Consider the following 21,556-nt stretch of genomic DNA (forward strand, 5'->3'; position numbering starts at 1 on the left):
GCGCGAGCAAGATCACAATATGTGAAGGGGCCGCGGCCATGGTGGCGAAGAAGACCGCCGTGAAGAAGACGGCGTCAGCAAGGTCCACCGCCGCTGCGGGGGCGGCGGCCAAGGAGACGAACGGCAGAAAGCGCGTCGTCGCGAAGAAGACCGCCGGGAGGACGGCCGAAGAGGGCGCCTCCGGTGCGCACGCGGACGCCGCGGGCTCCGCCGCGGCCGCGGCGGAGCCCGCGAGGAACACCGCGCGGAAGAGTACGGCGGCGGCCGAGCGGTCCGCCACGGCCCGGTCCGCGGGCGAGGGGCGGGCCGTGGCGGCGCGGAGCCCGAAGGGCCCTGCCGGGGAGCAGCCGGCCGGGGGTGCGGTGGGGCGCGGTGGAGCGACCGCCGGGCCGGCGAAGGCACCGGGCCGCACGACGGCGAGAAGGGCGACGGCGCGGGCGGCGGCGAAGACGGGCACCGGCTCGGAGCGCGCCGGCGCGGTGCGGGGCGCGGCCGCGGGGACGAGGGCTGCGGGCGCGGGCGGGGCCGCGGCCGGAGAGCAGGGCGGCACGGCGAAGAAGACGGCCGCCGGGGGCAAGGCGGCGGCGAAGAAGGCGGTGGCGGAGAAGGCCGCGTCCGGTGGGGGGAAGAGCACGGCCGGGAGGAAGGCCGCGTCCGGTGGGAAGGCACCGGCCGGGAAGAAGACCGCCGCCGGGAGGAAGACCACTGCGGGGAAGAAGGCCGCGGCCGGGAGGACGACCGTTGCGGGGAAGAGGGCTGAGGCCGGGAAGAAGCCCGAGACCCGTGAGGTGACCGCTGCGGGGAAGGCACCAGCAGGGAGGAGTGCGGCCGGGAGGAAGGCCGCGTCCGGCAGGAAGGCGGCTGCGAGGGCAGGCGTCGGGAAGGCCGCCAGGGCGGCCGAGGAAGCGGTCGAGGCCGCGGAGCAGACAGGAGCCAGGACGGTGGCAGCCAAGAAGAGCGCGAGCGGGTCCGCTGCGGCCGCTGAGGACGCCGCGCCGCCCGTGCCCGGGACCCGTGTCGCCGCGGCGCCGGGGGACCTCGCGGTACGGCCGGGGGAGGACCCGTGGACGCCGGAGGAGGTCGCCGAGGCGCGTGCCGGGCTGGAGAGTGAGCTGGCCCGGCTGCTGGCCGAGATCAGCCACTCGGAGGAGGCGCTGACCGGTCTGATGCGGGACTCCGGGGACGGGGCGGGGGACGACCAGGCCGACACCGGTACCAAGAACATCACGCGGGAGCACGAGATGGCGCTGGCCGCCAACTCCCGTGAGATGGTCGAGCAGACCGAGCGGGCCCTGCACCGTCTGGACGCGGGCACCTACGGCCTGTGCGAGGTGTGCGGGAAGCCGATCGGTAAGGCCAGGATGCAGGCCTTCCCCCGGGCGACCCTGTGTGTGGAGGACAAGCAGAGGCAGGAGCGGCGGGGCTGACCCCGCAGCCGGCTCCGGCCCGTCCGCACGGTGTCCGCAGCCGGGTGCGCCATGGACGTGCCGTACCCTCGTGACCAGTCGGCACCTAGGTTGAGGGACTCACGTGGCAGAGGCGGAGCGCATCATCGGTACGCCGGACGTAGACGACGGGGCCGCGGCTCCCGCCGAGCGGCCCGGGGGCGGGCGCCGGATCTCCACCCTGCTCGCGGTGGCGGCCGTGGCCTATGTGCTGGACCTGGCCAGCAAGATGCTGGTCGTCGCGAAGTTGGAGCACCACCCGCCGATCCGGGTCATCGGTGACTGGCTCACGTTCCAGGCGGTCCGCAATCCCGGTGCCGCGTTCGGTTTCGGCGAGGCGTTCACGATCATCTTCACGATCATCGCGGCGGTGGTGATCGTGGTGATCGTGCGGCTGGCCCGCAAGCTCTACAGCCTTCCCTGGGCCATCGCGCTGGGCCTGCTGCTGGGAGGGGCGCTCGGCAATCTCACGGACCGGATCTTCCGTTCGCCCGGGGTCTTCGAGGGCGCGGTCGTCGACTTCATCGCGCCGAAGCACTTCGCCGTGTTCAACCTGGCGGACTCGGCGATCGTGTGCGGCGGCATCCTCATCGTGATCCTGTCGTTCCGGGGTCTGGACCCGGACGGCACCGTCCACAAGGACTGAGACCGCATCGGCGCCGTCCGCAGGGACCCGGACCGCGCCGATCGGCTCGTCGGCCCTGTTTCCGTCGCGAGGACGACCCTCCGCCGTGCGGCCGCAGGCGCCGGACGGCGGCGGCCCCGCCCCGCGGGCGGTGGCGGGTTGTCCACAGGCGGGCCCGGCCACCGGGACCGGCAGGGCATACTCGACGGGTGAGCACGATTCCCGAAACCCGCACCCTGCCCGTTCCCGACGGCCTCGAGGGCGAGCGCGTCGACGCCGCCATATCGCGCATGTTCGGCTTCTCCAGGACGAAGGCGGCAGAGCTCGCGGCCGCGGGCAAGGTCCAGGTCGACGGCTCGGTCGTGGGCAAGTCCGAGCGGGTGCACGGCGGAGCCTGGCTCGAAGTCGAGATGCCGCAGGCTCCCGCGCCCGTGCGGGTCGTCGCCGAGCCGGTCGAGGGCATGGAGATCGTGCACGACGACGAGGACATCGTCGTGGTCGTGAAGCCGGTCGGGGTGGCGGCCCATCCGAGCCCGGGATGGACGGGACCGACGGTGATCGGCGGACTGGCCGCTGCCGGGTACCGGATCTCGACATCGGGTGCGGCGGAGCGGCAGGGCATCGTGCACCGGCTGGACGTCGGCACGTCCGGGCTGATGGCGGTCGCCAAGTCGGAGCGCGCGTACTCCCTGCTGAAGCAGCAGTTCCGGGAGCGCACGGTGGACAAGCGGTACCACGCGCTGGTGCAGGGCCATCCGGACCCGCTGAGCGGCACGATCGACGCGCCCATCGGCCGCCATCCCCAGCACGACTACAAGTGGGCCGTGACCGCGGAGGGCAAGCCCTCCGTCACGCACTACGACCTGGTCGAGGCGTACCGTGCCGCTTCGCTGCTGGACATCAAGCTGGAGACCGGCCGTACGCACCAGATCCGGGTGCACATGGCCGCGCACCGCCACCCCTGCGTCGGCGACCTCACCTACGGCGCCGACCCGACGATGGCGCGGCGGCTGGGGCTGACCCGGCAGTGGCTCCACGCGGTGCGCCTGGGCTTCGAGCACCCGGCGGACGGCCGCTGGGTCGAGTTCGCCAGCGGGTATCCGGAGGACCTCCAGACGGCGCTTGACCGGATCGCCGCGGAGAGCGCATGAGCGGGCAGCCGGAAGCGGGGCTCCCGCCGTCGCCCGGCACCCCTTGCGGCTACACGGTCCGTGAGGTGACGGATCCCGGGGACCGAGCGGCGTGCTTCGCGGTGCGCAAGGAGGTCTTCGTGGTCGAACAGCGAGTACCGCAGGAGATGGAGTACGACGGGTTCGACGCCGAGGGCGCGGACACGATCCACGTTCTGGCAGTCGGCCCGGAGGGCCCGCTGGGCACGGGGCGGCTGCTGTACGGTCCCGCGGCGGCCGGCAAGACCGGGGGCGACCCGTCGGTCGGCTCGCTGGGGCGTCTCGCGGTGACCAGGGCCGCCCGCGGTCGCGGCGTCGGGGCGGCGCTGGTCAGCGCGATCGAGTCCGCGGCCCGTCGGCGCGGGCTCTCCGCCGTCGACCTGCACGCGCAGACCCATGCCCTGCGGTTCTACGAGGGGCTGGGCTACCAGGCCTACGGCCCGGAGTTCCCGGACGCGGGCATCCCTCACCGCGCCATGCGCCGGGCGCTCTGAGCGTGAGTCACTGGGCGGCCCGCGGCCGGCGCGGCTGGAGCCCCGTCGAACGCCCCGGGCGCGGGCCGCAGGGCCCGCGGTGCCTCGCGGGCCGCGCCGTACGCCCGGCGGTCCCCGGGCGGGGGCCGCAGGGCCCGCGGGGTCTGTGCAGCCGGAGCCTGCATCCCGGGCCTGCGGGGTCCGCGGGTGTCGCGTGCCGGCCCGCCGGGGTTCCGCTGCGGTGGGTCGTCGTCGGGTTCGGTCGTGTTCCGATGTTCCTTCGTGCCCGGGCCGGTTCCGCAGGTGCCGCCCTGAGGCGGGTTGCGCGGTCCGGTGACGGGCATTCAGCAGACGGTTGCGCCGTGCGTATACGGACGAATCCGGTGAAACGCATGGCACGCTGGACACGGTGATCGTCGCAGGACAGACCGTCGAGGGGCGCTCGTGGACCAACTGGCTCTGCTGTTCGTGCTGTTGCTGGGGGCCGTGGTCACCGTGCCGCTCGGGGGGCGGCTCGGGTTGCCGGCGCCGGTGCTGATGACGCTCCTCGGAGCCGTCCTCGCTCTGCTGCCCTTCGTCCCGAACGTCGCCCTGCCGCCCGAACTCATCCTCCCGCTGCTGCTCCCCCCGCTGCTCTACGCCGGCGTCCAGCGAACGTCCTGGCGGCAGTTCACCGCAAACATCCGGCCGATCCTGCTGCTCGCCGTGGCGCTGGTCCTCGTCACCACCACCGCCGTCGCGGCCGTCGCGCAGGCGGTCTTCCCCGGGCTGCCGATCGCCGCGGCGGTCGTCCTCGGCGCGCTCGTGGCCCCGCCGGACCCGATCGCGGCGACCGCCGTGGCGGGATCCCTCGGGCTGCCCCGCAGACTCGTGTCGATCCTGGAGGGCGAGGGGCTGTTCAACGACGTCACCGCGATCGTGCTCTACCACGTGGCGGTCGGCGCGGTGGTCAGCGGCACGTTCTCATGGCCCGGGGCCATCGGCGAACTCGTGCTCTCCGCAGTCGTCGCCGTCGTCGTCGGACTCGCGCTCGGGCTGCTCTCCAAGTGGCTGATGGGGCTGCTCGACGATCCGACCCTGCAGATCGGGCTCACCCTGCTCGTGCCGTTCGTCAGCTATGTGATCGCCGAGAACCTGCTCGGCTCCGGTGTGCTCGCCGTTCTCGTGGCCGCCCTCTACCTCGCCGAGCACGCCGTGGAAGCAGACGACGTGATCTGGCGGCTCGCGGGCACCACCTTCTGGCAGATCGTGGACACCCTCGTGACCGGTGTCGCCTTCGGCCTCATCGGGCTTGAGCTCTACCACGTCTTCGGCACCGCCGACAGCCTGGGCGGGCGGCTGGTGGCGGGGGCCGTACTCGTCGTCGCCACCGTCATCGGAGTACGGCTGCTCTATCTGCTGCCCGCCACCTGGCTCACCAAGCGGCTCCGCGAGCACCGCGACTCCGACGAGGAGATTCCCGTCGACTGGCGCGAGACCGTGGTCATGTGGTGGTCCGGGATGAGGGGCGTCGCCTCGGTGGCGCTGGCTCTGGCCATCCCGCTGAGCACCGACGACGGATCACCGTTCCCGGGCCGGGACGTGATCGTCTTCATCGCCTTCGCGGTGATCATGACGACCCTGGTCCTCCAGGGGCTGACGCTGCCCTGGCTCGTCAAGCGGCTCGGCGTACGGGCCGACTCCGACGCCGAGCGTGTGCTGGAGCGCGACCTCGCGCTGCGTGCGACGCGGGCGGCCAGGCTCCGGTTGAAGCAGATCGAGGAGGTCGAGGAGCTGCCGGAGGACCTCGCGGACCGGCTCCAGCGCGCGGCGTACGACATCGGCACCCGGATCAGTCCGGACATCGTCGACGAGGAGCGCCGCGAGGCGTTCACCAGACGGGCGGGCCGGCAGCGGACGTTCCTGCGGGTGCAGCGCGAACTGCTGTCGGCCGCTCGTCACGAGGTGCTCGCCGCGCGCAGCGAGCCCGGTGCGGACCCCGAGGTCGTCGACCGCGTGCTGCGGCATCTGGACGTGCGCAGTCTGCGCTGAGCGGCCCGGCGCGGGCGGGCCGCGTCCCCGGGCAGACCGCCTCGGGCCGGCGGCGGCGTCCCGCCGGGTGGTGCAGGGGCCAGGGCGGCGGAATCCGCGGGGTGCCGTCGGCGGCTCGGCCGGATCGGGCGCGGCGGCGCACGCACCGGATGCCGGGGCTCCGCCGCGCGGGCGGGCGGAGTTGCTTTCGCCACCCGGCCTGGTCGGGGTGTGTGGCCTACGCCAGCCGGCGCCTTCCGGCCCTGCCGGGCATTGCTGAGTATCGCTGAGCGCTGCTGAGCTGCACGGTGCGGCCCGGCCCGGCTACCCGCGGCCGGTGCGCTGGGTGGGTGTCTCCGGCTGGGTGTGCACCGGGGGTGGGGGGACCGCCGGGGAGGTGGCGATCCGGGGGAGGGCGTACGGGTGGTGGTCGCTGAGCCAGGTGATCAGCCGCTCGCGGACGGCGCACCGCACCGTCCAGATGTCGCTCGCGTCCTTCGCGGTGACCACGGCCCGGACCACCATCGTGTTCGGCGTGGTGTCCGTGACGGCGAGCGACCAGTCGCGGCCGTCCCAGGCCGGGCACTCGCGCAGGACGTCGTGCAGCTGCTCGCGCATCTCGTGCACCGGTGCCGTGTGGTCGAGGTGGAAGAAGACCGTGCCGGTCATCTGCACGCCGCCGCGCGACCAGTTCTCGAACGGCTTGCTGGTGAAGTACGACACCGGCATGGTGATCCGCCGCTCGTCCCAGGTCCGCACCGTCAGGAAGGTGAGTGTCACCTCCTCGACCGTGCCCCACTCCCCGTCCACGACGACGGTGTCCCCGATGCGCACCATGTCGCCGAAGGCGATCTGGAAGCCGGCGAAGAGATTGCCCAGGGTGGACTGGGCCGCCACACCGGCGACGATGCCGAGGACACCGGCGGACGCCAGCAGCGAGGCGCCCAGCTTGTCCATGCCGGGGAAGGTCAGCAGCATCGCCGCGACGGCCACCACGGCGACCACGGCGGTGACGATCCGCTGGACCAGCGCGACCTGGGTGCGCACCCGGCGTACCCGGGCCAGGTCCCGGGAGGTCGCCGCGAAGCGGGAGTACGAGGCCTCCACCACGGCGGCGGCGATCCGCACCAGCAGCCAAGCCCACGCGGCGATCAGGACCAGGGTCAGGACATGACCGATCAGGCTCTCGTTCTCCTCGATGACCGCGAGGGCGGTCTCCGTGTAGGTCCCTCGCAGCAGCGCGGCCAGCACCACCACCTGCAGCGGCACCCGGCAGCGGCGCAGCAGGCCCCACAGCGGTGTCTCGCTGTGCCGGACATCGGCGCGATGCAGCAGCCGGTCGGTGAGCCACCCCAGCAGCAGCGTGAGCAGGACGGCGCCGACGAGGACGATCAACGGACGAAGGACGTTCTCCATGCCATCGAACGTAACCTGACCGGGTGAACATCATGCTTTTCCCCTCGGTGTACGACCTGCGCCCCGCGCACCCGCGGTCCTCGCCGCTGCCGAGCGGCTGCCGAGCGGTGGGCCACCGGGTCTGGACCCCGGACCCGTTCGACGGCCGGGGTGTGCTCGTCCGCGGAGGAGGGCCCTGCGTACCAGGACGAGGCCGGATCGGACGAGCTGCCGAGGCGGGCGATCGCCGCTGCGGGGCCCGGGGCGGAGGCCGGCGCGGGGACCGCGGGCCGCGGCGGACGATCCGGGCCCTGCGATGACGCACCGGTGGCGCCGGTGACCCCGCCCTGCGGGTGCGGGGCGGGAGCCGGTGGTGCTCGCGAGCGATCGTCTGGTGACCGTGTCGATGAGGGGCGAGACCGGCCCCCTCTCCGCCCCGGAGCGGGAGGAGAGGGGGCCGGCCTCGGTCCCGCACGAGCTGACGGGCCTCAGCGCACCGGCCGGCTCACGCGTTCGACCTTCTGCGTGCCGCTCAGCGTCCGGTACGAGCGGGCCCAGGACGCGGTGGCGTCCTGCCTCGTCCGGTCGGAGAGGGTGTAGTAGTCCATCTGCGAGCGCTCGGCGGTCACGTCCAGGACGCCGTAGCCGTGGTGGTCCAGGTCGACCCACTGCACATGGCGGTTGGCGGCCTTGACGGCGGCCGCCGCCACCAGGGACACCGTGCCGGGGGCGACGCGCAGGATGTCGTCCAGGTTGTCGGAGGTCACCGACGTCACCACGAACTCGGTCGCGGCCGACCGCGAGAGCGGGTACGTGGCCGCCGTGACGGGCACGTCGTTGGCCCACGCCATGTGGATGTCGCCGGTGAGGAAGACGGTGTTCTCGATCCCCCGGTCCGTCAGATGCCGCAGCAGCTCCTTCCGGTCGTCGGTGTAGCCGTCCCACTGGTCCACGTTGACGGCGAGCCCCTCCTCGGGCAGCCCGAGGAGCCCGGCGATCGGGCCCAGCAGATGGGCGGGTACGGAACCGAAGGCCACCGGCGAGATCATCACCGAGGTGCCGACGAGCTTCCAGGCGGCGTCCGAGGACGCCAGGCCGGCCTTCAGCCAGTCCAGCTGGGCCCGGCCGGTGATCGTGCGTTCCGGGTCGTCGACCTTGCCGCTGCCCACGGACGCCTGCGCGGAGCGGAACGACCGCAGGTCCAGCAGATGCAGGTCGGCCAGCTTGCCGAAGCGCAGCCGGCGGTAGACCGTGCCCTCGGTGGAGGTGCGCACGGGCATCCACTCGAAGTAGGCCTGCTTCGCCGCTGCGGCGCGGGCCGCGTAGTCGCCCTCGGTGCCGGGCGTGTGGTTCTCCGCGCCGCCGGACCAGGCGTCGTTGGCTATCTCGTGGTCGTCCCAGATCGCCACGAGCGGATGGGCGGCGTGCAGCGCCTGGAGGTCGGTGTCGGTCTTGTAGGTGCCGTGCCGGGCGCGGTAGTCGGAGAGCGTCGTGATCTCGTGGGCGGGCTCGTGCCGGCGCACCACGTACTTCTCCGCGGGGTAGGCGCCGGTGCCGTACTCGTAGAGGTAGTCGCCGAGGTGCAGGACCGCGTCCAGGTCGGCGCGGGCCGCGAGATGGCGGTACGCCGCGAAGTACCCGGACTCCCAGTTGGCGCAGGACACCACGCCGAAGCGCACCCCCGGCGCTGCGGCGTCCGCGGCGGGCGCGGTCCGGGTGCGGCCGGTGGCGGACACGTTGCCGCCGGAGGTGAAGCGGAAGAAGTAGGCGGTCGCCGGGCGCAGCCCCCTGACGTCGACCTTGACGGTGTGGTCGGTGGCCGCGGTCGCGGTGGTCAGGCCGCCCGCGGCGACCCTGGTGAAGCCCTGGTCCTCGGCGATCTCCCAACCCACCTCGGTGGCGGGGCCCTTGCCGGAGCCGGGCAGTGCGTCGGGGGACGGGGTGACCCGGGTCCACAGCAGTACGCCGTCGGGGAGCGGATCCCCGGAGGCGACCCCGTGGCGGAAGGCCGTGCCCTGCTCCGGGGGAGAGGCGGCGCTGGGGGCCGCGAGCGCGGGGACGGCGGCGGTGGCGACAGCGGTGGCGGCGGCGGCCTTGACGACCGAGCGGCGGCTGGGGGATGAGGGAGGTCTACTGGTCACGGGCGGTCAGACTACTGACCGGTAGGGCGAACTGGCAGGCGAATTCAGGAAAGTTCGCCTGGGCGTTATCGACCGTCCGCCCGCCGTTGCCGCGGCGGCAGGTGGTGGTTCCCGGGCCGCGGCCGGTAGACGGTGGTGAGCGTCGGGGGCGGATTCCGGCGGGCGGTGGCCGGCTCCCCGGGAAGCGCCGGGCCCGGGCGCGGGGCGCGCGGGTGCACGCACCTGGGCCGCCGGTTCCCGGGCCGCCACGGGGAGTGGGCCGGGCGCCGGGAACTTCCGGCTCCCGGCCCACCTCGAAGGCCGTTGCGGTGCGGCCTCAGCCCTTGAGCGCCTTGTCGACCGCCGTGTTGAACTGCTCGACCGTCATGGGCGCGTTCTCGCTGCCCTCCGCGACCACCTTCTTGCCGTCCATCCTCAGGGTCGGCGTGCCGGTCACCCCGCTGTCGTCGAAGGTCTCGGACATCTTCAGCGCCCAGGCGTCGAAGGTGCCGTTCTCGACGTTCTTCTTGAACTCGGCGTTGCTCTTCAGCGCGTCCACCGAGTCGGCGATCTCCAGCAGGTACGCGTCCTCGGCGAACTTGTCCTCGCTCTCGGCCGGGTGGAAGTCCGCGGAGTAGAGCGCCGCCTTGAAGTCCAGGAACGCCTCGGGGCTCACATCCAGCGCGGCGCCGAGGGCGGAGAGGGCGTTCTTGGAACCCTCGCCGTTGTCGCTGTTGTCGATGAACGTCGCGCCGACGTACCGCAGCTTGTACGTGCCCGCGTCCACGTCCTTCTTCATGGTCTCGCCGACCGCCTGCTCGAACGTGGCGCAGACCGGGCAGCGCGAGTCCTCGTAGACCTCCAGGGTCTTCTTGGCGGCCGGCTTGCCGATCACCACCGTGGTGCCGTTCTCGCCCTCGGTGTTCCTGGGCTGGACGACCTTCGCGTCCTTCGCCGCCTCCCAGGCCGAGGGCTTGTTGGCCTGCATGACGGCGTAGCCGATGCCGCCGGCGGCCGCCAGGACCGCGACGGTCGAGACGGCGACGACGAGCTGCCGCCTGATCCTGTCCTTCTTCGCCTGGCGTTCGCGCTCCAGACGCAGACGCTCGCGGGCGGCGGCCTTGTTGGCGCGGCTGTTGCGTGCACTCATGACTGTTCTCTCCGTGGGGAAGACCGTGGGAAGGGTGAGCGGGGGCACCCGCTCGGGGACGTGCCGGGGCTCAGCCGGGAGCCGGAGCCCGCCGAGGTGGTCCCCTGCGCCGCACGGAGTGCACGAAGTGACGGGTACGGGCGGTGAACGGGCGGGACGGGACCCGCGCCGAGGGGCGGGCGGCGGTGCGCCGGCGGACGACCGCGACGGCGATCAGCAGCGGCCGGAACGCGGCCAGGGCCGCGGTGCGCAGCAGACCCGCGAGCGCCGACTCGCCGCGGCGCAGCCAGGCCGCTGCGAGCAGGCCGACGGAGACATGGGCCGCCAGCAGCAGCCAGGGAACACGCGGGTCGGGGGAGTCGACCAGCGCGGCGAGCCGGCCGTCGGCCGCCACCACTGCGGGCAGTTGAGTCCCGGCGGCGCCGTCGCACAGCACATCCACTCCGATCGCCCGGAGCGAACCGGCGACGGGCCCGCCCGCGGCGCCGTAGCAGACGTGCTGGCCTGCCGTGAAGACCGTGTCCGCCGCCAGCTCCAAGGGGACCAGCACGGCCGCTATGGACCAGTACCCCCGCTCCCGGCCCGCCAGGGCGTACGTGACGAGGAACACTCCGCAGGCGGCCGCCGCGACCGCCGGCAGCGGCAGCGGTACCCCCGACAGCAGCACATGAGAGGCCACGGACAGCGTCACGGCGAAGGCCGTGAAGACCGCCGCCCGCAGCCCTCTGAGCCGGGTCTCGCCTATGTGCACGGGGCTCCTGACCGGGTGGACGTCCTCCGCGACTCCGGCCCCCGGGCGGTGCCCGCGGGGAATCCGGCGTCGTCTGGAGTGTGCCATGCCGCTCGGTAAGAGGCCTCTAAGGATCCGGCCTTCCCGCCCCGGCGCGGAGATCCGGCCCTCCCGCCCGGCACCGGGCACCGGGCACCGGGCGCCGGGCGTCAGGCGCCGAGCGTCAGGCGCCGGGTACCGGGCGGTGCCGGGCACCGGGCGGTCGGGAGTCCCGCGCCATGCCCCGGAGGGCCCGGCCGTCCCCTGCGGTGGCCTTCCGGTGTCCCGGTGTCCCGGTGTCCCGGTGTCCCGGTGTCCCGGCGCCCCGGAGCCCCGGTGTCCCGGCGCCCCGCCCGCGCGAGCGTGACCGGCCGGCTACAGCCCGGGGATCCGGCCGTTGCGGAACAGGTCGACGAAGATCTGGTGGTCGGCACGGGCCCGGGCGCCGTAGTCGTGCGCGAAGTCCACCAGGAGCTCCCCGAAGCCGTCCTCGTCCGCCGCGATGGCCGCGTCGATGGCCCGTTCGGTGCAGAAGGGCACCAGCAAGTGGCCGCTCTCGTCGTCCGCCGCCGCGTGCATGGCCGCCGTCGCCCGGCCGAGGTCGGCGACGACCGCGGCGATCTCCTCCGGGTCGTCGATGTCCGACCAGTCCAGGTCCACCGCGTACGGGGAGACCTCGGCGACCAGCTGACCCGAGCCGTCCAGCTCCGTCCAGCCAAGCCACGGGTCCGCGTGCGCCTGCAGGGCGCGCTGCGAGATCACCGTGCGGTGCCCCTCGTGATGGAAGTAGCTCCGCACCCGCTCGTCCGTGACATGCCGGGACACCGCCGGGGTCTGCGCCTGCTTCAGGTAGATCACGACATCGTTCTCCAGGGCGTCGCTGTTGCCCTCGAGCAGGATGTTGTACGACGGCAGGCCGGCGGAGCCGATGCCGATGCCGCGCCGCCCGACCACGTCCTTCACCCGGTACGAGTCGGGCCGGTCGAGGCTGGACTCGGGCAGGGTCTCCAGATAGCCGTCGAACGCCGCCAGCACCTTGTAGCGGCTCGCCGCGTCCAGTTCGATCGCGCCGCCGCCCCCGGTGAAGCGCCGCTCGAAGTCGCGGATCTCGGTCATCGAGTCCAGCAGCCCGAAGCGGGTCAGCGAGCGGGCGCTGCGAAGCGCCTCCAGCAGCGGGCCCTCCGCGGTGTCCAGGGTGAAGGGCGGTACCTCGTCGTTCTTGGCGCCGGTGGCCAGCGCGTGGACGCGCTCGCGGTAGGCGGCGGCGAACACCCGGACCAGCCCGGTGATCTGCGCGTCACCGAGCGCCTTGGTGTAGCCGATCAGTGCCAGCGAGGCGGAGAGCCGCTTGAGGTCCCAGGTGAAGGGGCCCACGTACGCCTCGTCGAAGTCGTTGACGTTGAAGACCAGCCGCCCGCCGGAGTCCATGTAGGTGCCGAAGTTCTCCGCGTGCAGGTCGCCGTGGATCCACACCCGGCTGGTGCGGTCGTCCAGATACGGACCGGAGTGCTGCTCGCGCTCCAGGTCGGCGTAGAACAGGCTGGCCGAGCCCCGGTAGAAGGCGAAGGCCGAGGCCGCCATCTTGCGGAACTTCACCCGGAACGCGGCCGGGTCGGCGGCCAGGAGCTCGCCGAAGGCGGTGCCGAACACGGCGAGGATCTCCTCGCCGCGCTCGCCGGCCGGGGGCTGGTGGACCGACATCGCTGGGTGCCTCCTGGTGCGTCAGGTGGGGGGACTGGTGTCCGCCCGGGTCAACGCACGACGGTAGTGCGGAGTGCCCGGGCGCGCCGGGCACTGCGCGTCTTCGGGCGTCCGGCGCGTCCGCCGGCCACTGCGCGTCTTCGGTCGTCCGGGGGGCCGCCCGCCACTGCGCGCCGGCCGCGGCACCCGGCCGCCTTCTGTCAGTGCGGAGGAATAGACTTCGACGCTGTCGAACCGGACCGTTCTGGAGGCCTCCCGCCGTGACCAAGCCGCCTTTCACGCACCTTCACGTCCACACCCAGTACTCGCTGCTGGACGGTGCCGCGCGGCTCAAGGACATGTTCGACGCCTGCAACGAGATGGGCATGACGCACATCGCCATGAGCGATCACGGCAACCTGCACGGCGCCTACGACTTCTTCCACTCCGCGCAGAAGGCCGGGGTCACCCCGATCATCGGCATCGAGGCCTATGTCGCGCCCGAGTCGCGGCGGAACAAGCGGAAGATCCTCTGGGGCCAGCCGCACCAGAAGCGGGACGACGTCTCCGGTTCCGGCGGCTACACCCACAAGACGATCTGGGCGGCGAACGCGAAGGGCCTGCACAACCTCTTCCGCCTCTCCTCGGACGCGTACGCCGAGGGCTGGCTCCAGAAGTGGCCGAGGATGGACAAGGAGACGATCTCCCAGTGGTCCGAGGGGCTGATCGCCTCCACCGGCTGCCCCTCCGGCGAGCTCCAGACCCGGCTGCGCCTCGGCCAGTTCGACGAGGCCCTGAAGTCGGCGGCCGAGTACCAGGACATCTTCGGCAAGGACCGGTACTTCCTGGAGCTGATGGACCACGGCATCGAGATCGAGCGCCGCGTCCGGGACGGTCTGCTGGAGATCGGCAAGAAACTCGGCATCCCGCCGCTGGTCACCAACGACTCGCACTACACGTACGCCCACGAGGCCGGCGCCCATGACGCGCTGCTGTGCATCCAGACCGGCAAGAACCTCTCGGACCCGGACCGCTTCAGGTTCGACGGCACCGGCTACTACCTGAAGTCGACCGACGAGATGTACGCGATCGACGCCTCCGACGCCTGGCAGGAGGGCTGCCGCAACACCCTGCTGGTCGCCGAGCAGGTCGACACGGCCGGGATGTTCGAGAAGCGCGACCTGATGCCGAGGTTCGACATCCCCGAGGGGCACACGGAGGTCTCCTGGTTCCGCGAGGAGACCATGCGCGGCATGCACCGGCGCTTCCCCGACGGGATCCCGGACGACCGCATGCAGCAGGTCGAGTACGAGATGGACACGATCATCTCGATGGGCTTCCCGGGCTACTTCCTCGTCGTCGCCGACTTCATCATGTGGGCGAAGAACCAGGGCATCGCCGTCGGCCCCGGCCGGGGGTCCGCGGCCGGCTCCATCGTGGCGTACGCCATGGGCATCACCGACCTCGACCCCATCCCGCACGGCCTGATCTTCGAGCGGTTCCTCAACCCCGAGCGCATCTCGATGCCCGATGTCGACATCGACTTCGACGAGCGCAGGCGCGTCGAGGTGATCAGGTATGTGACGGAGAAGTACGGCGCCGACAAGGTCGCCATGATCGGCACCTACGGCACCATCAAGGCCAAGAACGCGATCAAGGACTCCGCCCGGGTGCTCGGCTACCCGTACGCGATGGGCGACCGGCTCACCAAGGCCATGCCCGCCGACGTCCTCGGCAAGGGCATCCCGCTCTCCGGCATCCTCGACCCCCAGCACCCGCGCTACGGCGAGGCCGGCGAGATCCGCGGGATGTACGAGAACGAGCCGGACGTCAAGAAGGTCATCGACACCGCCCGCGGTGTGGAGGGCCTGGTCCGGCAGATGGGCGTGCACGCCGCCGGCGTGATCATGTCCAGCGAGACCATCACCGACCATGTCCCGGTGTGGGTGAGGCACACCGACGGCGTCACCATCACCCAGTGGGACTACCCGAGCTGTGAGTCGCTCGGCCTGCTGAAGATGGACTTCCTGGGCCTGCGCAACCTCACGATCATGGACGACGCCGTCAAGATGGTGAAGGCCAACAAGGGGATCGACATCGACCTCCTGAGCCTGCCGCTCGACGACCCCACGACGTTCGAGCTGCTGCAGCGCGGCGACACCCTCGGCGTGTTCCAGTTCGACGGCGGCCCGATGCGCTCGCTGCTGCGGCTGATGAAGCCCGACAACTTCGAGGACATCTCCGCCGTGTCGGCCCTCTACCGGCCCGGCCCGATGGGCATGAACTCGCACACCAACTACGCCCTGCGCAAGAACGGCCAGCAGGAGATCACCCCGATCCACCCGGAGCTGGAGCAGCCGCTCAAGGAGGTCCTGGACGTCACCTACGGCCTGATCGTCTACCAGGAGCAGGTGCAGAAGGCCGCCCAGATCATCGCCGGGTACTCGCTCGGCGAGGCCGACATCCTCCGCCGCGTCATGGGCAAGAAGAAGCCCGAGGAACTGGCCAAGAACTTCACGATCTTCCAGGCGGGCGCCCGCGGGAACGACTACAGCGACGAGGCCGTCCAGGCGCTGTGGGACGTGCTGGTCCCCTTCGCCGGATACGCCTTCAACAAAGCGCACTCCGCCGCCTACGGCCTCGTCTCGTACTGGACCGCCTTCCTCAAGGCCAACCACCCGGCCGAGTACATGGCGGCCCTGCTCACCTCGGTCAAGGACGACAAGGACAAGTCCGCCGTCTATCTGAACGAGTGCCGCCGCATGGGCATCAAGGTCCTGCCGCCCAATGTGAACGAGTCGGAGCCGAACTTCGCGGCCCAGGGCGACGACGTGATCCTCTTCGGCCTCACGGCCGTCCGCAACGTCGGGCAGAACGTCGTGGACTCGATCATCAAGTGCCGCAAGGCCAAGGGGAAGTACGCCACCTTCCCGGACTTCCTGGACAAGGTCGAGGCGGTCGTCTGCAACAAGCGGACCGTCGAGTCGCTCATCAAGGCCGGCGCCTTCGACGAGATGGGCCACACCCGCAAGGGTCTGGTCGCCCAGCACGAACCGATGATCGACAACGTGGTGGCCGTCAAGCGCAAGGAGGCCGAGGGCCAGTTCGACCTCTTCGGCGGGATGGGCGACGAGTCGAACGGCGAGCCGGGCTTCGGACTCGACGTCGAGTTCTCCGACGTGGAGTGGGAGAAGTCCTACCTGCTCGCCCAGGAGCGGGAGATGCTCGGTCTGTACGTCTCCGACCACCCGCTCTTCGGTATCGAGCACGTCCTCAGCGACAAGACCGACGCGGCCATCGCCCAGCTCACCGGCGGGGAGCACGCCGACGGTGCGGTCGTCACCATCGGCGGGATCATCTCCGGCCTGCAGCGGAAGATGACCAAGCAGGGCAACGCCTGGGCGATCGCCACCGTCGAGGATCTGGCGGGCTCGATCGAGTGCATGTTCTTCCCGGCGACGTACCAGCTGGTGTCCACCCAGCTCGTGGAGGACACGGTCGTCTTCGTGAAGGGCAGGCTCGACAAGCGCGAGGACGTCCCGCGGCTGGTGGCGATGGAGCTGATGGTCCCCGACCTGTCCTCGGCCGGCACCAACGCGCCCGTGGTGATCACGATTCCGGCGGTGAGGGTCACCCCGCCCATGGTCAGCCGGCTCGGAGAGATCCTGGGCCACCACAAGGGCAACACGGAGGTGCGCATCAAGCTCCAGGGCTCCCGCAAGACCACCGTGCTCCGTCTCGACCGGCACCGGGTCCAGCCCGATCCGGCCCTGTTCGGCGATCTCAAGGTGCTGCTCGGCCCGTCCTGCCTGGCCGGCTGATACCCGGTGCCGCGGGCGCCCGGCCTCGGCGGCCCGGCCGGACGGGCCGCGCGCGCTGCGCTGAGGGGGGCCGCCGGCGACGTCCGGTGACCGTGCGCGCGAGTGTCTGCGAGGCCCGGGGTCCGTGACGGGCGTGCCCGCACGGTCGTCGCGGCGGACGCCCGGCGTCAGCGCCGGGCGCGCCCGTGGGGCCCGGCGTCCGTGCGGGGCGCGCCCGTGGCCATCGGGCGCGCCCCGCACAAGAGCACATATGTCACTTCAGGGTCCGCCGGCCGGTCCCGGCGCGTCAGTTGTGGCCGAAGCGCTTCTGCCGCCCCTTGGGAGGGGTGTCCGTCGCGATCGGCGCCTCCCGGGGGACCTCCGGGGTACGGGCCTCCTGGCTGCCGCGCTCGGCGGTGGAGCCGCTCGGGGTCTTGCGTTCTCGGTTCTTGTTCTTGGCCATGGTGATGCCTCCCGTGGGATGTAGGGGCCAGGGCCGTCCTCAGCGTCACACAGCCGAATACTCTGCGCATGTCGGATCATTGCAGTGCGTAACCGGCTGCTGTTACGGTGCGGCTTCACTCCCCGCCACGCCGATGATCGAGTTCCGGCGGTCAACCCTCCGGCGTTCGGGCAGACTCGAAGGAAGCCCGAAGCAACTCCGATCCAGAGGTTCCCGAAAGAGGGTGGAACGCGTGGACCGCTGCGTCGTCCTGGTGGACGCCGGCTATCTGCTGGGAGCCGCCGCGAGCCTCCTCGCCGGGGAACCCGCCCGTTCCCGCATCACCGTCGACCACGCCGCCCTCATCCAGGCCCTGCGCGACCGCGCCCAGGCCGACACCGATCGCCCGCTGCTTCGTATCTACTGGTTCGACGGAGCCCCCGACCGGGTGCCGCAGCCGGAGCACCGGCGCCTTCGGGTGATGCCCCGGGTCACCGTACGGCTCGGCGCGCTCACCCGCAGCGACGGCCGCTGGGCCCAGAAGGGCGTCGACGCCGCCATGCACGCAGAACTCACCGAACTCGCCAGGAACCGGGCCTGCTCGGACGTGGTGCTGGTGACGGGGGACGGCGATCTGCTCCCGGGGCTGGTGTCCGCGAAGGAGCACGGCGTCGCCGTCCATCTCTGGGCCGTCCAGGCCGCCGACGGCGACTACAACCAGTCCGAGGACCTGGTCGCCGAGGCCGACGAGCGCCGCGTCCTCGACCGCGCGTGGATCACCCAGGCCGTGCGCGCCAAGGAGTTCAGCGGCGTCTGCGCCCCGCCGCCGGCGCCCCGGCCGGAGATCGCGGCCATCCTGTCCGCCCCGCTGCCCGAGCCGGCGGGCTCCTCGACGGAGCGCTCCCGGGAGTCGGACACCCCGGCGCCCGGCGGCAACGGCACGGCGCACCCCGCTCCGCCCGCAGCGGGCGGCACCGGCGGCGAGGGATCTCCCGTCACCCAGCAGTCCGCCAAAGGCGTCCCCACCCCCAAGGACCTGGCGGGGTTGCGCGGCCCCTCCGGCCAGGCCGAGCGCCAGCCGGCCGCCGGAGCGACGCTGCGCTGGTCCTCCGACAGGGGCTGGATCGAGCGGTCGGGCGGGGTGCCCGCCGAGCCCCCGGAGGCGGTGTCCCTCCCGACCCTCGCCCAGCTCACCAGCGCAGAGCAGCGCTGGGCTGACCGCGAGGAGGACATCACCACCGTGAGCGGCGACCCGTTCGAGGTCGGGCAGGTCTTCGCCCGGCGCTGGATGGAGCGGCTGCCGGACACGGCGCACGTGGAGAAGCTGTCGGGCATGTACCCGCGCGTCCCGCACCGCATCGACGGCGAACTGCTCCGGTACGCGGCGCGCTTCGGGCTGCTCGCGCACAAGGACGACCAGATCGACGAGCACGACCGCTACGCCATCAGGGCCGGATTCTGGCGGGAGATCGATGTCCGGGCGGCCATGGAACGCGCCCCGGCCGGGGACTAGGCCGGGCGACCCCTTAGGCTCGTCCCTCGTGAGTACGGTGTGCGTGGTGCGGGACCTGGTCAAGACGTATCCCGCCGCGCGCGCCCGCCGGGGGCTTCCCGAAACCCCCGAGGTGCGTGCCAACGACGGGGTCGGCCTCCACGTGGGGCGTGGGGAGATCTTCGGGCTGCTCGGCCCCAACGGTGCCGGGAAGTCCACCCTCGTCCGCCAGCTCACCGGTCTGATGCGTCCCGACTCCGGCACCGTCGACGTGCTCGGCCACGATCTCGTACGCCATCCCGAGCGGGCGTCGCGGCTCATCGGCTATCTGGGCCAGGAGTCGACCGCCCTCGATGAGCTGACCGTCGCGCTCGCCGCCGAGACCACGGGCCGGCTGCGCGGGCTCGGGGCGCGGCGGGCGCGCGCCGAACGCGACACGGTCCTGGAGGAGCTCGGTCTGACCGGCCTCGCGGGGCGCCCGCTGAAGAAGCTCTCCGGCGGCCAGCGGCGGCTCGCCTGCTTCGCGGCCACCCTGGTGGGGGAGCGGCCGGTGCTCGTGCTGGACGAACCCACCACCGGCATGGACCCGGTGGCCCGGCGCGCGGTCTGGGCTGCGGTCGACCGGCGGCGTGCCGAGCACGAGGCGACCGTCCTCCTCGTCACCCACAACGTCATCGAGGCGGAGACGGTCCTCGACCGGGTCGCCGTGCTGGAGCGGGGCAAGGTCATCGCCTGCGACACGCCCGCCGGGCTCAAGGAGCGCGTCGCAGGCGAGGTCCGGGTGGAACTGGTGTGGCGCGAGCGGGCCCCGCTCGACGTGCCCGAGGTCGCCGCGCTGCGGGCGTCGGCGCAGGATTCCGGGCGCCGCTGGGTCCTCCGGCTCGCCCCCGACGAGGCCCGGGCGGCCGTCGCCGCCGTGACCGGAGGGGAGGCGTTCTCGGCCCTGGACGACTTCACCCTGGCCACGCCGAGCCTGGAGGACGTGTACCTCGCGCTCGGCGGGCACGCGACGAAGGGGCTGGTGAAGGCGTGAGCCGTGAGGAGCCGCCGGTATCCCCGCCGCTCGTGCCGGCGCCGTTCGCAGCCGCGCCGCTTGTACGGGTGCCGTCGGTGCGGCCGTCTGCCGCGCCGTCGGTATCGTCGTCGTCCGTACCGTCGTCCGCACCGAAGGGGAGCAGCGCCAGGTGAGCATCGTGCCTGCGGAGGCCGTATCCGCGCGTGTGCGAAGGGCGCAGGACGCCCGGGTCGGGGGCGACGGGGGCATCGCGCCGCTCGCCCCGCGAGCCCGGCTGCTGCCGGCCCTCGCCGCGGTGTACCGGGCCCAGCTGTCCCGGGCCCGCGTCGCCCGGATACCGCTGCTCTTCGTCGCCACGTTCCAGTCCGTCGGGATCATGGTGCTGATGCGCGGGGTGGTGGACGGCGGAGCCGAGGCGCGGGCCGTGGTCGCCGGGTCGTCCGTCCTGGTCGTCGCGTTCGTCGCGCTCAATCTGCTGGCCCAGTACTTCGGCCAGCTCCGCGCTTCCGGTGGTCTGGACCACTATGCGACGCTGCCGGTACCCCCGGCCGCAGTGGTGCTCGGGGCCGCGGGGGCGTACGCCTCCTTCACCGTGCCGGGGACGGTCGTGACCGCGGTCGCCGGCTCGGTGCTCTTCGGGCTGCCGCTCACCCATCTGTGGGTGCTCGCGGCGGTGATCCCGCTGGCGGGCGCCGCGCTGGCCGGGCTCGGCGCGGCGCTCGGGCTGCTCGCGCCGAGACAGGAGCTGGCGACGCTGCTGGGCCAGTTGGGAATGTCGGCGGCCCTGCTGCTGGGGGTGCTCCCGCCGGGGCGGCTGCCCGAGCCGATCGCCTTCGCGCGGGATCTGCTGCCGTCCACCTACGGGGTGGAGGCCTTCGCCCGCACGTTCGACGCGCATCCGCACTGGCCTTCCGTCGCGCTGGACCTCGCCGTCTGCGCGGTGGTGGGCGTCGTGTCGCTGGTCGTCGCGACCCTGGCGTACCGGCGGGCCGCGGTCCGCTGACACCGCTGCCGGTGAGGCGGGCCACGGTGACGTTTGGCACGATGTCAGGGTGACAGCACCCTTGACGCCGCCCCACCGGCCCGCTTCGCACGACACCCCCCGGAACCACCCGCGTCCCGCGTCGCACCCGGACGGAGAAGGGCTGGAGATGAGGAGTGAACTGCGCAGGGCGGCGGTCGTCCTGGTGGGCGTGGCCCTCGCCGGGATCGTGCTCGGCCTGCTGTGGCTGTGGCTGGCTCCGAGGGTGCCGCTGGTCTCGAACGGCAAGGCGGTCTTCTCCGCCGACACCGAGGGCGAGGAGGCGGCGGGCGTGGACGGTACGTTCGTCCTGCTGGCGCTCGGTTTCGGCGTCCTCAGCGCCGCGGTCGTCTTCTGGCTCAACCGCCGCGGGGGCGTCGCGACCGTCGTCGCGCTCGCCCTGGGAGGCATCCTCGGGTCCCTGCTGGCCTGGGGCACCGGCCATCTGCTCGGCCCCGAGCAGGACGTCGTCGCCCAGGCCCGGGAGGTCGGCCGGGGTGTCGTCTTCGACGCGCCGCTCGGCCTCCGCGCGAAGGGCGCCCTGCTGGCCTGGCCCATCGCGGCGATGATCGTGCACCTCGGCCTCACGGCGGTCTTCGCGCCGCGCGACCCCGAGCCGGAGTGGCCCCCGCCGGGTCCGGACCACCGGGGCTGAGGCCGGATCCCGGGCCCCGGGCTGGCCGCCCGGCCCCCCGGGGCCCGGGAGAGGGACCGCCCGGAGCCGGCGTCCGCGCCGCTCGGCCTCCGCGCGAAGGGCGCCCTGCTGGCCTGGCCCATCGCGGCGATGATCGTGCACCTCGGCCTCACGGCGGTCTTCGCGCCGCGCGACCCCGAGCCGGAGTGGCCCCCGCCGGGTCCGGACCACCGGGGCTGAGGCCGGATCCCGGGCCCCGGGCTGGCCGCCCGGCCCCCCGGGGCCCGGGAGAGGGACCGCCCGGAGCCGGCGTACT

The 21,556-nt window shown here is 72.7% G+C and carries 16 protein-coding genes; 10 read left to right on the forward strand and 6 right to left on the reverse strand.

All coding sequences use genetic code 11. From position 1 onward, the window contains the following. Window positions 1-38 precede the first annotated feature (38 nt). The 5 genes from SCWH03_RS06340 (at window position 39) to SCWH03_RS06360 (ending at window position 5,743) form a co-directional block, all read left to right on the forward strand. The gene (locus SCWH03_RS06340) at window positions 39-1,427 is read left to right on the forward strand and encodes a TraR/DksA family transcriptional regulator (RefSeq protein WP_173263140.1); all 1,389 of its coding nucleotides are present in this window, start codon (window positions 39-41) and stop codon (window positions 1,425-1,427) included. 103 nt (window positions 1,428-1,530) lie between these two features. Beyond that, entirely contained in the window at window positions 1,531-2,091 is a 561-nt protein-coding gene (lspA, locus tag SCWH03_RS06345; protein WP_173263141.1) for a signal peptidase II, read from the forward strand. A gap of 188 nt (window positions 2,092-2,279) precedes the next feature. Further along, complete coding sequence (locus SCWH03_RS06350; RefSeq protein ID WP_173263142.1) at window positions 2,280-3,221, forward strand: RluA family pseudouridine synthase; 942 nt, start codon at window positions 2,280-2,282, stop codon at window positions 3,219-3,221. Continuing rightward, window positions 3,218-3,733 carry a GNAT family N-acetyltransferase gene (locus tag SCWH03_RS06355; protein WP_173263143.1) on the forward strand — a complete coding sequence of 172 codons (516 nt, stop codon included), beginning with the start codon at window positions 3,218-3,220 and terminating at the stop codon, window positions 3,731-3,733. Before SCWH03_RS06350 ends, SCWH03_RS06355 begins: the two co-directional genes overlap by 4 nt. A gap of 423 nt (window positions 3,734-4,156) precedes the next feature. Then, complete coding sequence (locus tag SCWH03_RS06360; protein WP_173263144.1) at window positions 4,157-5,743, forward strand: Na+/H+ antiporter; 1,587 nt, start codon at window positions 4,157-4,159, stop codon at window positions 5,741-5,743. A 303-nt stretch (window positions 5,744-6,046) separates the two neighbouring features. Here SCWH03_RS06360 and SCWH03_RS06365 read toward each other — a convergent pair whose 3' ends face one another. From SCWH03_RS06365 to SCWH03_RS06385, 5 genes are all read right to left on the reverse strand, one after another. After that, the gene (locus SCWH03_RS06365; RefSeq protein ID WP_173263145.1) at window positions 6,047-7,138 is read right to left on the reverse strand and encodes a mechanosensitive ion channel family protein; all 1,092 of its coding nucleotides are present in this window, start codon (window positions 7,136-7,138) and stop codon (window positions 6,047-6,049) included. A gap of 467 nt (window positions 7,139-7,605) precedes the next feature. Further along, window positions 7,606-9,258 carry an alkaline phosphatase D family protein gene (locus SCWH03_RS06370; protein WP_173263146.1) on the reverse strand — a complete coding sequence of 551 codons (1,653 nt, stop codon included), beginning with the start codon at window positions 9,256-9,258 and terminating at the stop codon, window positions 7,606-7,608. Between the two features lie 316 nt (window positions 9,259-9,574). Continuing rightward, window positions 9,575-10,387 (reverse strand): DsbA family protein, encoded by an 813-nt coding sequence (locus SCWH03_RS06375; RefSeq protein WP_173263147.1) that lies wholly within the window; start codon window positions 10,385-10,387, stop codon window positions 9,575-9,577. 70 nt (window positions 10,388-10,457) lie between these two features. Continuing rightward, window positions 10,458-11,138, reverse strand: a complete 681-nt coding sequence (locus tag SCWH03_RS06380; RefSeq protein ID WP_173263148.1) for a hypothetical protein — start codon at window positions 11,136-11,138, stop codon at window positions 10,458-10,460. Window positions 11,139-11,531: 393 nt separating this feature from the next. Beyond that, window positions 11,532-12,857: a DUF2252 domain-containing protein gene (locus SCWH03_RS06385; RefSeq protein ID WP_173263149.1), complete on the reverse strand. Its 1,326-nt coding sequence runs from the start codon at window positions 12,855-12,857 to the stop codon at window positions 11,532-11,534. Between the two features lie 260 nt (window positions 12,858-13,117). Between SCWH03_RS06385 and dnaE the strand changes: the two genes are divergently transcribed. Then, complete coding sequence (dnaE, locus tag SCWH03_RS06390) at window positions 13,118-16,657, forward strand: DNA polymerase III subunit alpha (RefSeq protein ID WP_173263150.1); 3,540 nt, start codon at window positions 13,118-13,120, stop codon at window positions 16,655-16,657. 286 nt (window positions 16,658-16,943) lie between these two features. On the opposite strand, the gene SCWH03_RS06395 is transcribed toward dnaE, so the two are convergent. Then, window positions 16,944-17,099: a hypothetical protein gene (locus tag SCWH03_RS06395; RefSeq protein WP_173263366.1), complete on the reverse strand. Its 156-nt coding sequence runs from the start codon at window positions 17,097-17,099 to the stop codon at window positions 16,944-16,946. Between the two features lie 223 nt (window positions 17,100-17,322). Between SCWH03_RS06395 and SCWH03_RS06400 the strand changes: the two genes are divergently transcribed. From SCWH03_RS06400 to SCWH03_RS06415, 4 genes are all read left to right on the forward strand, one after another. Next, window positions 17,323-18,591, forward strand: a complete 1,269-nt coding sequence (locus tag SCWH03_RS06400) for an NYN domain-containing protein (RefSeq protein WP_173263151.1) — start codon at window positions 17,323-17,325, stop codon at window positions 18,589-18,591. Window positions 18,592-18,628: 37 nt separating this feature from the next. Next, a complete protein-coding gene (locus SCWH03_RS06405) occupies window positions 18,629-19,603 on the forward strand; it encodes an ABC transporter ATP-binding protein (protein WP_173263367.1) in 975 nt (324 codons plus the stop codon). A 151-nt stretch (window positions 19,604-19,754) separates the two neighbouring features. Further along, a complete protein-coding gene (locus SCWH03_RS06410) occupies window positions 19,755-20,588 on the forward strand; it encodes an ABC transporter permease (protein WP_173263152.1) in 834 nt (277 codons plus the stop codon). 148 nt (window positions 20,589-20,736) lie between these two features. Then, a complete protein-coding gene (locus tag SCWH03_RS06415; protein ID WP_173263153.1) occupies window positions 20,737-21,261 on the forward strand; it encodes an ABC transporter permease in 525 nt (174 codons plus the stop codon). Window positions 21,262-21,556 lie beyond the last annotated feature (295 nt).

It is taken from the genome of Streptomyces pacificus (assembly GCF_011766325.1).
GTDB lineage: Bacteria > Actinomycetota > Actinomycetes > Streptomycetales > Streptomycetaceae > Streptomyces > Streptomyces pacificus.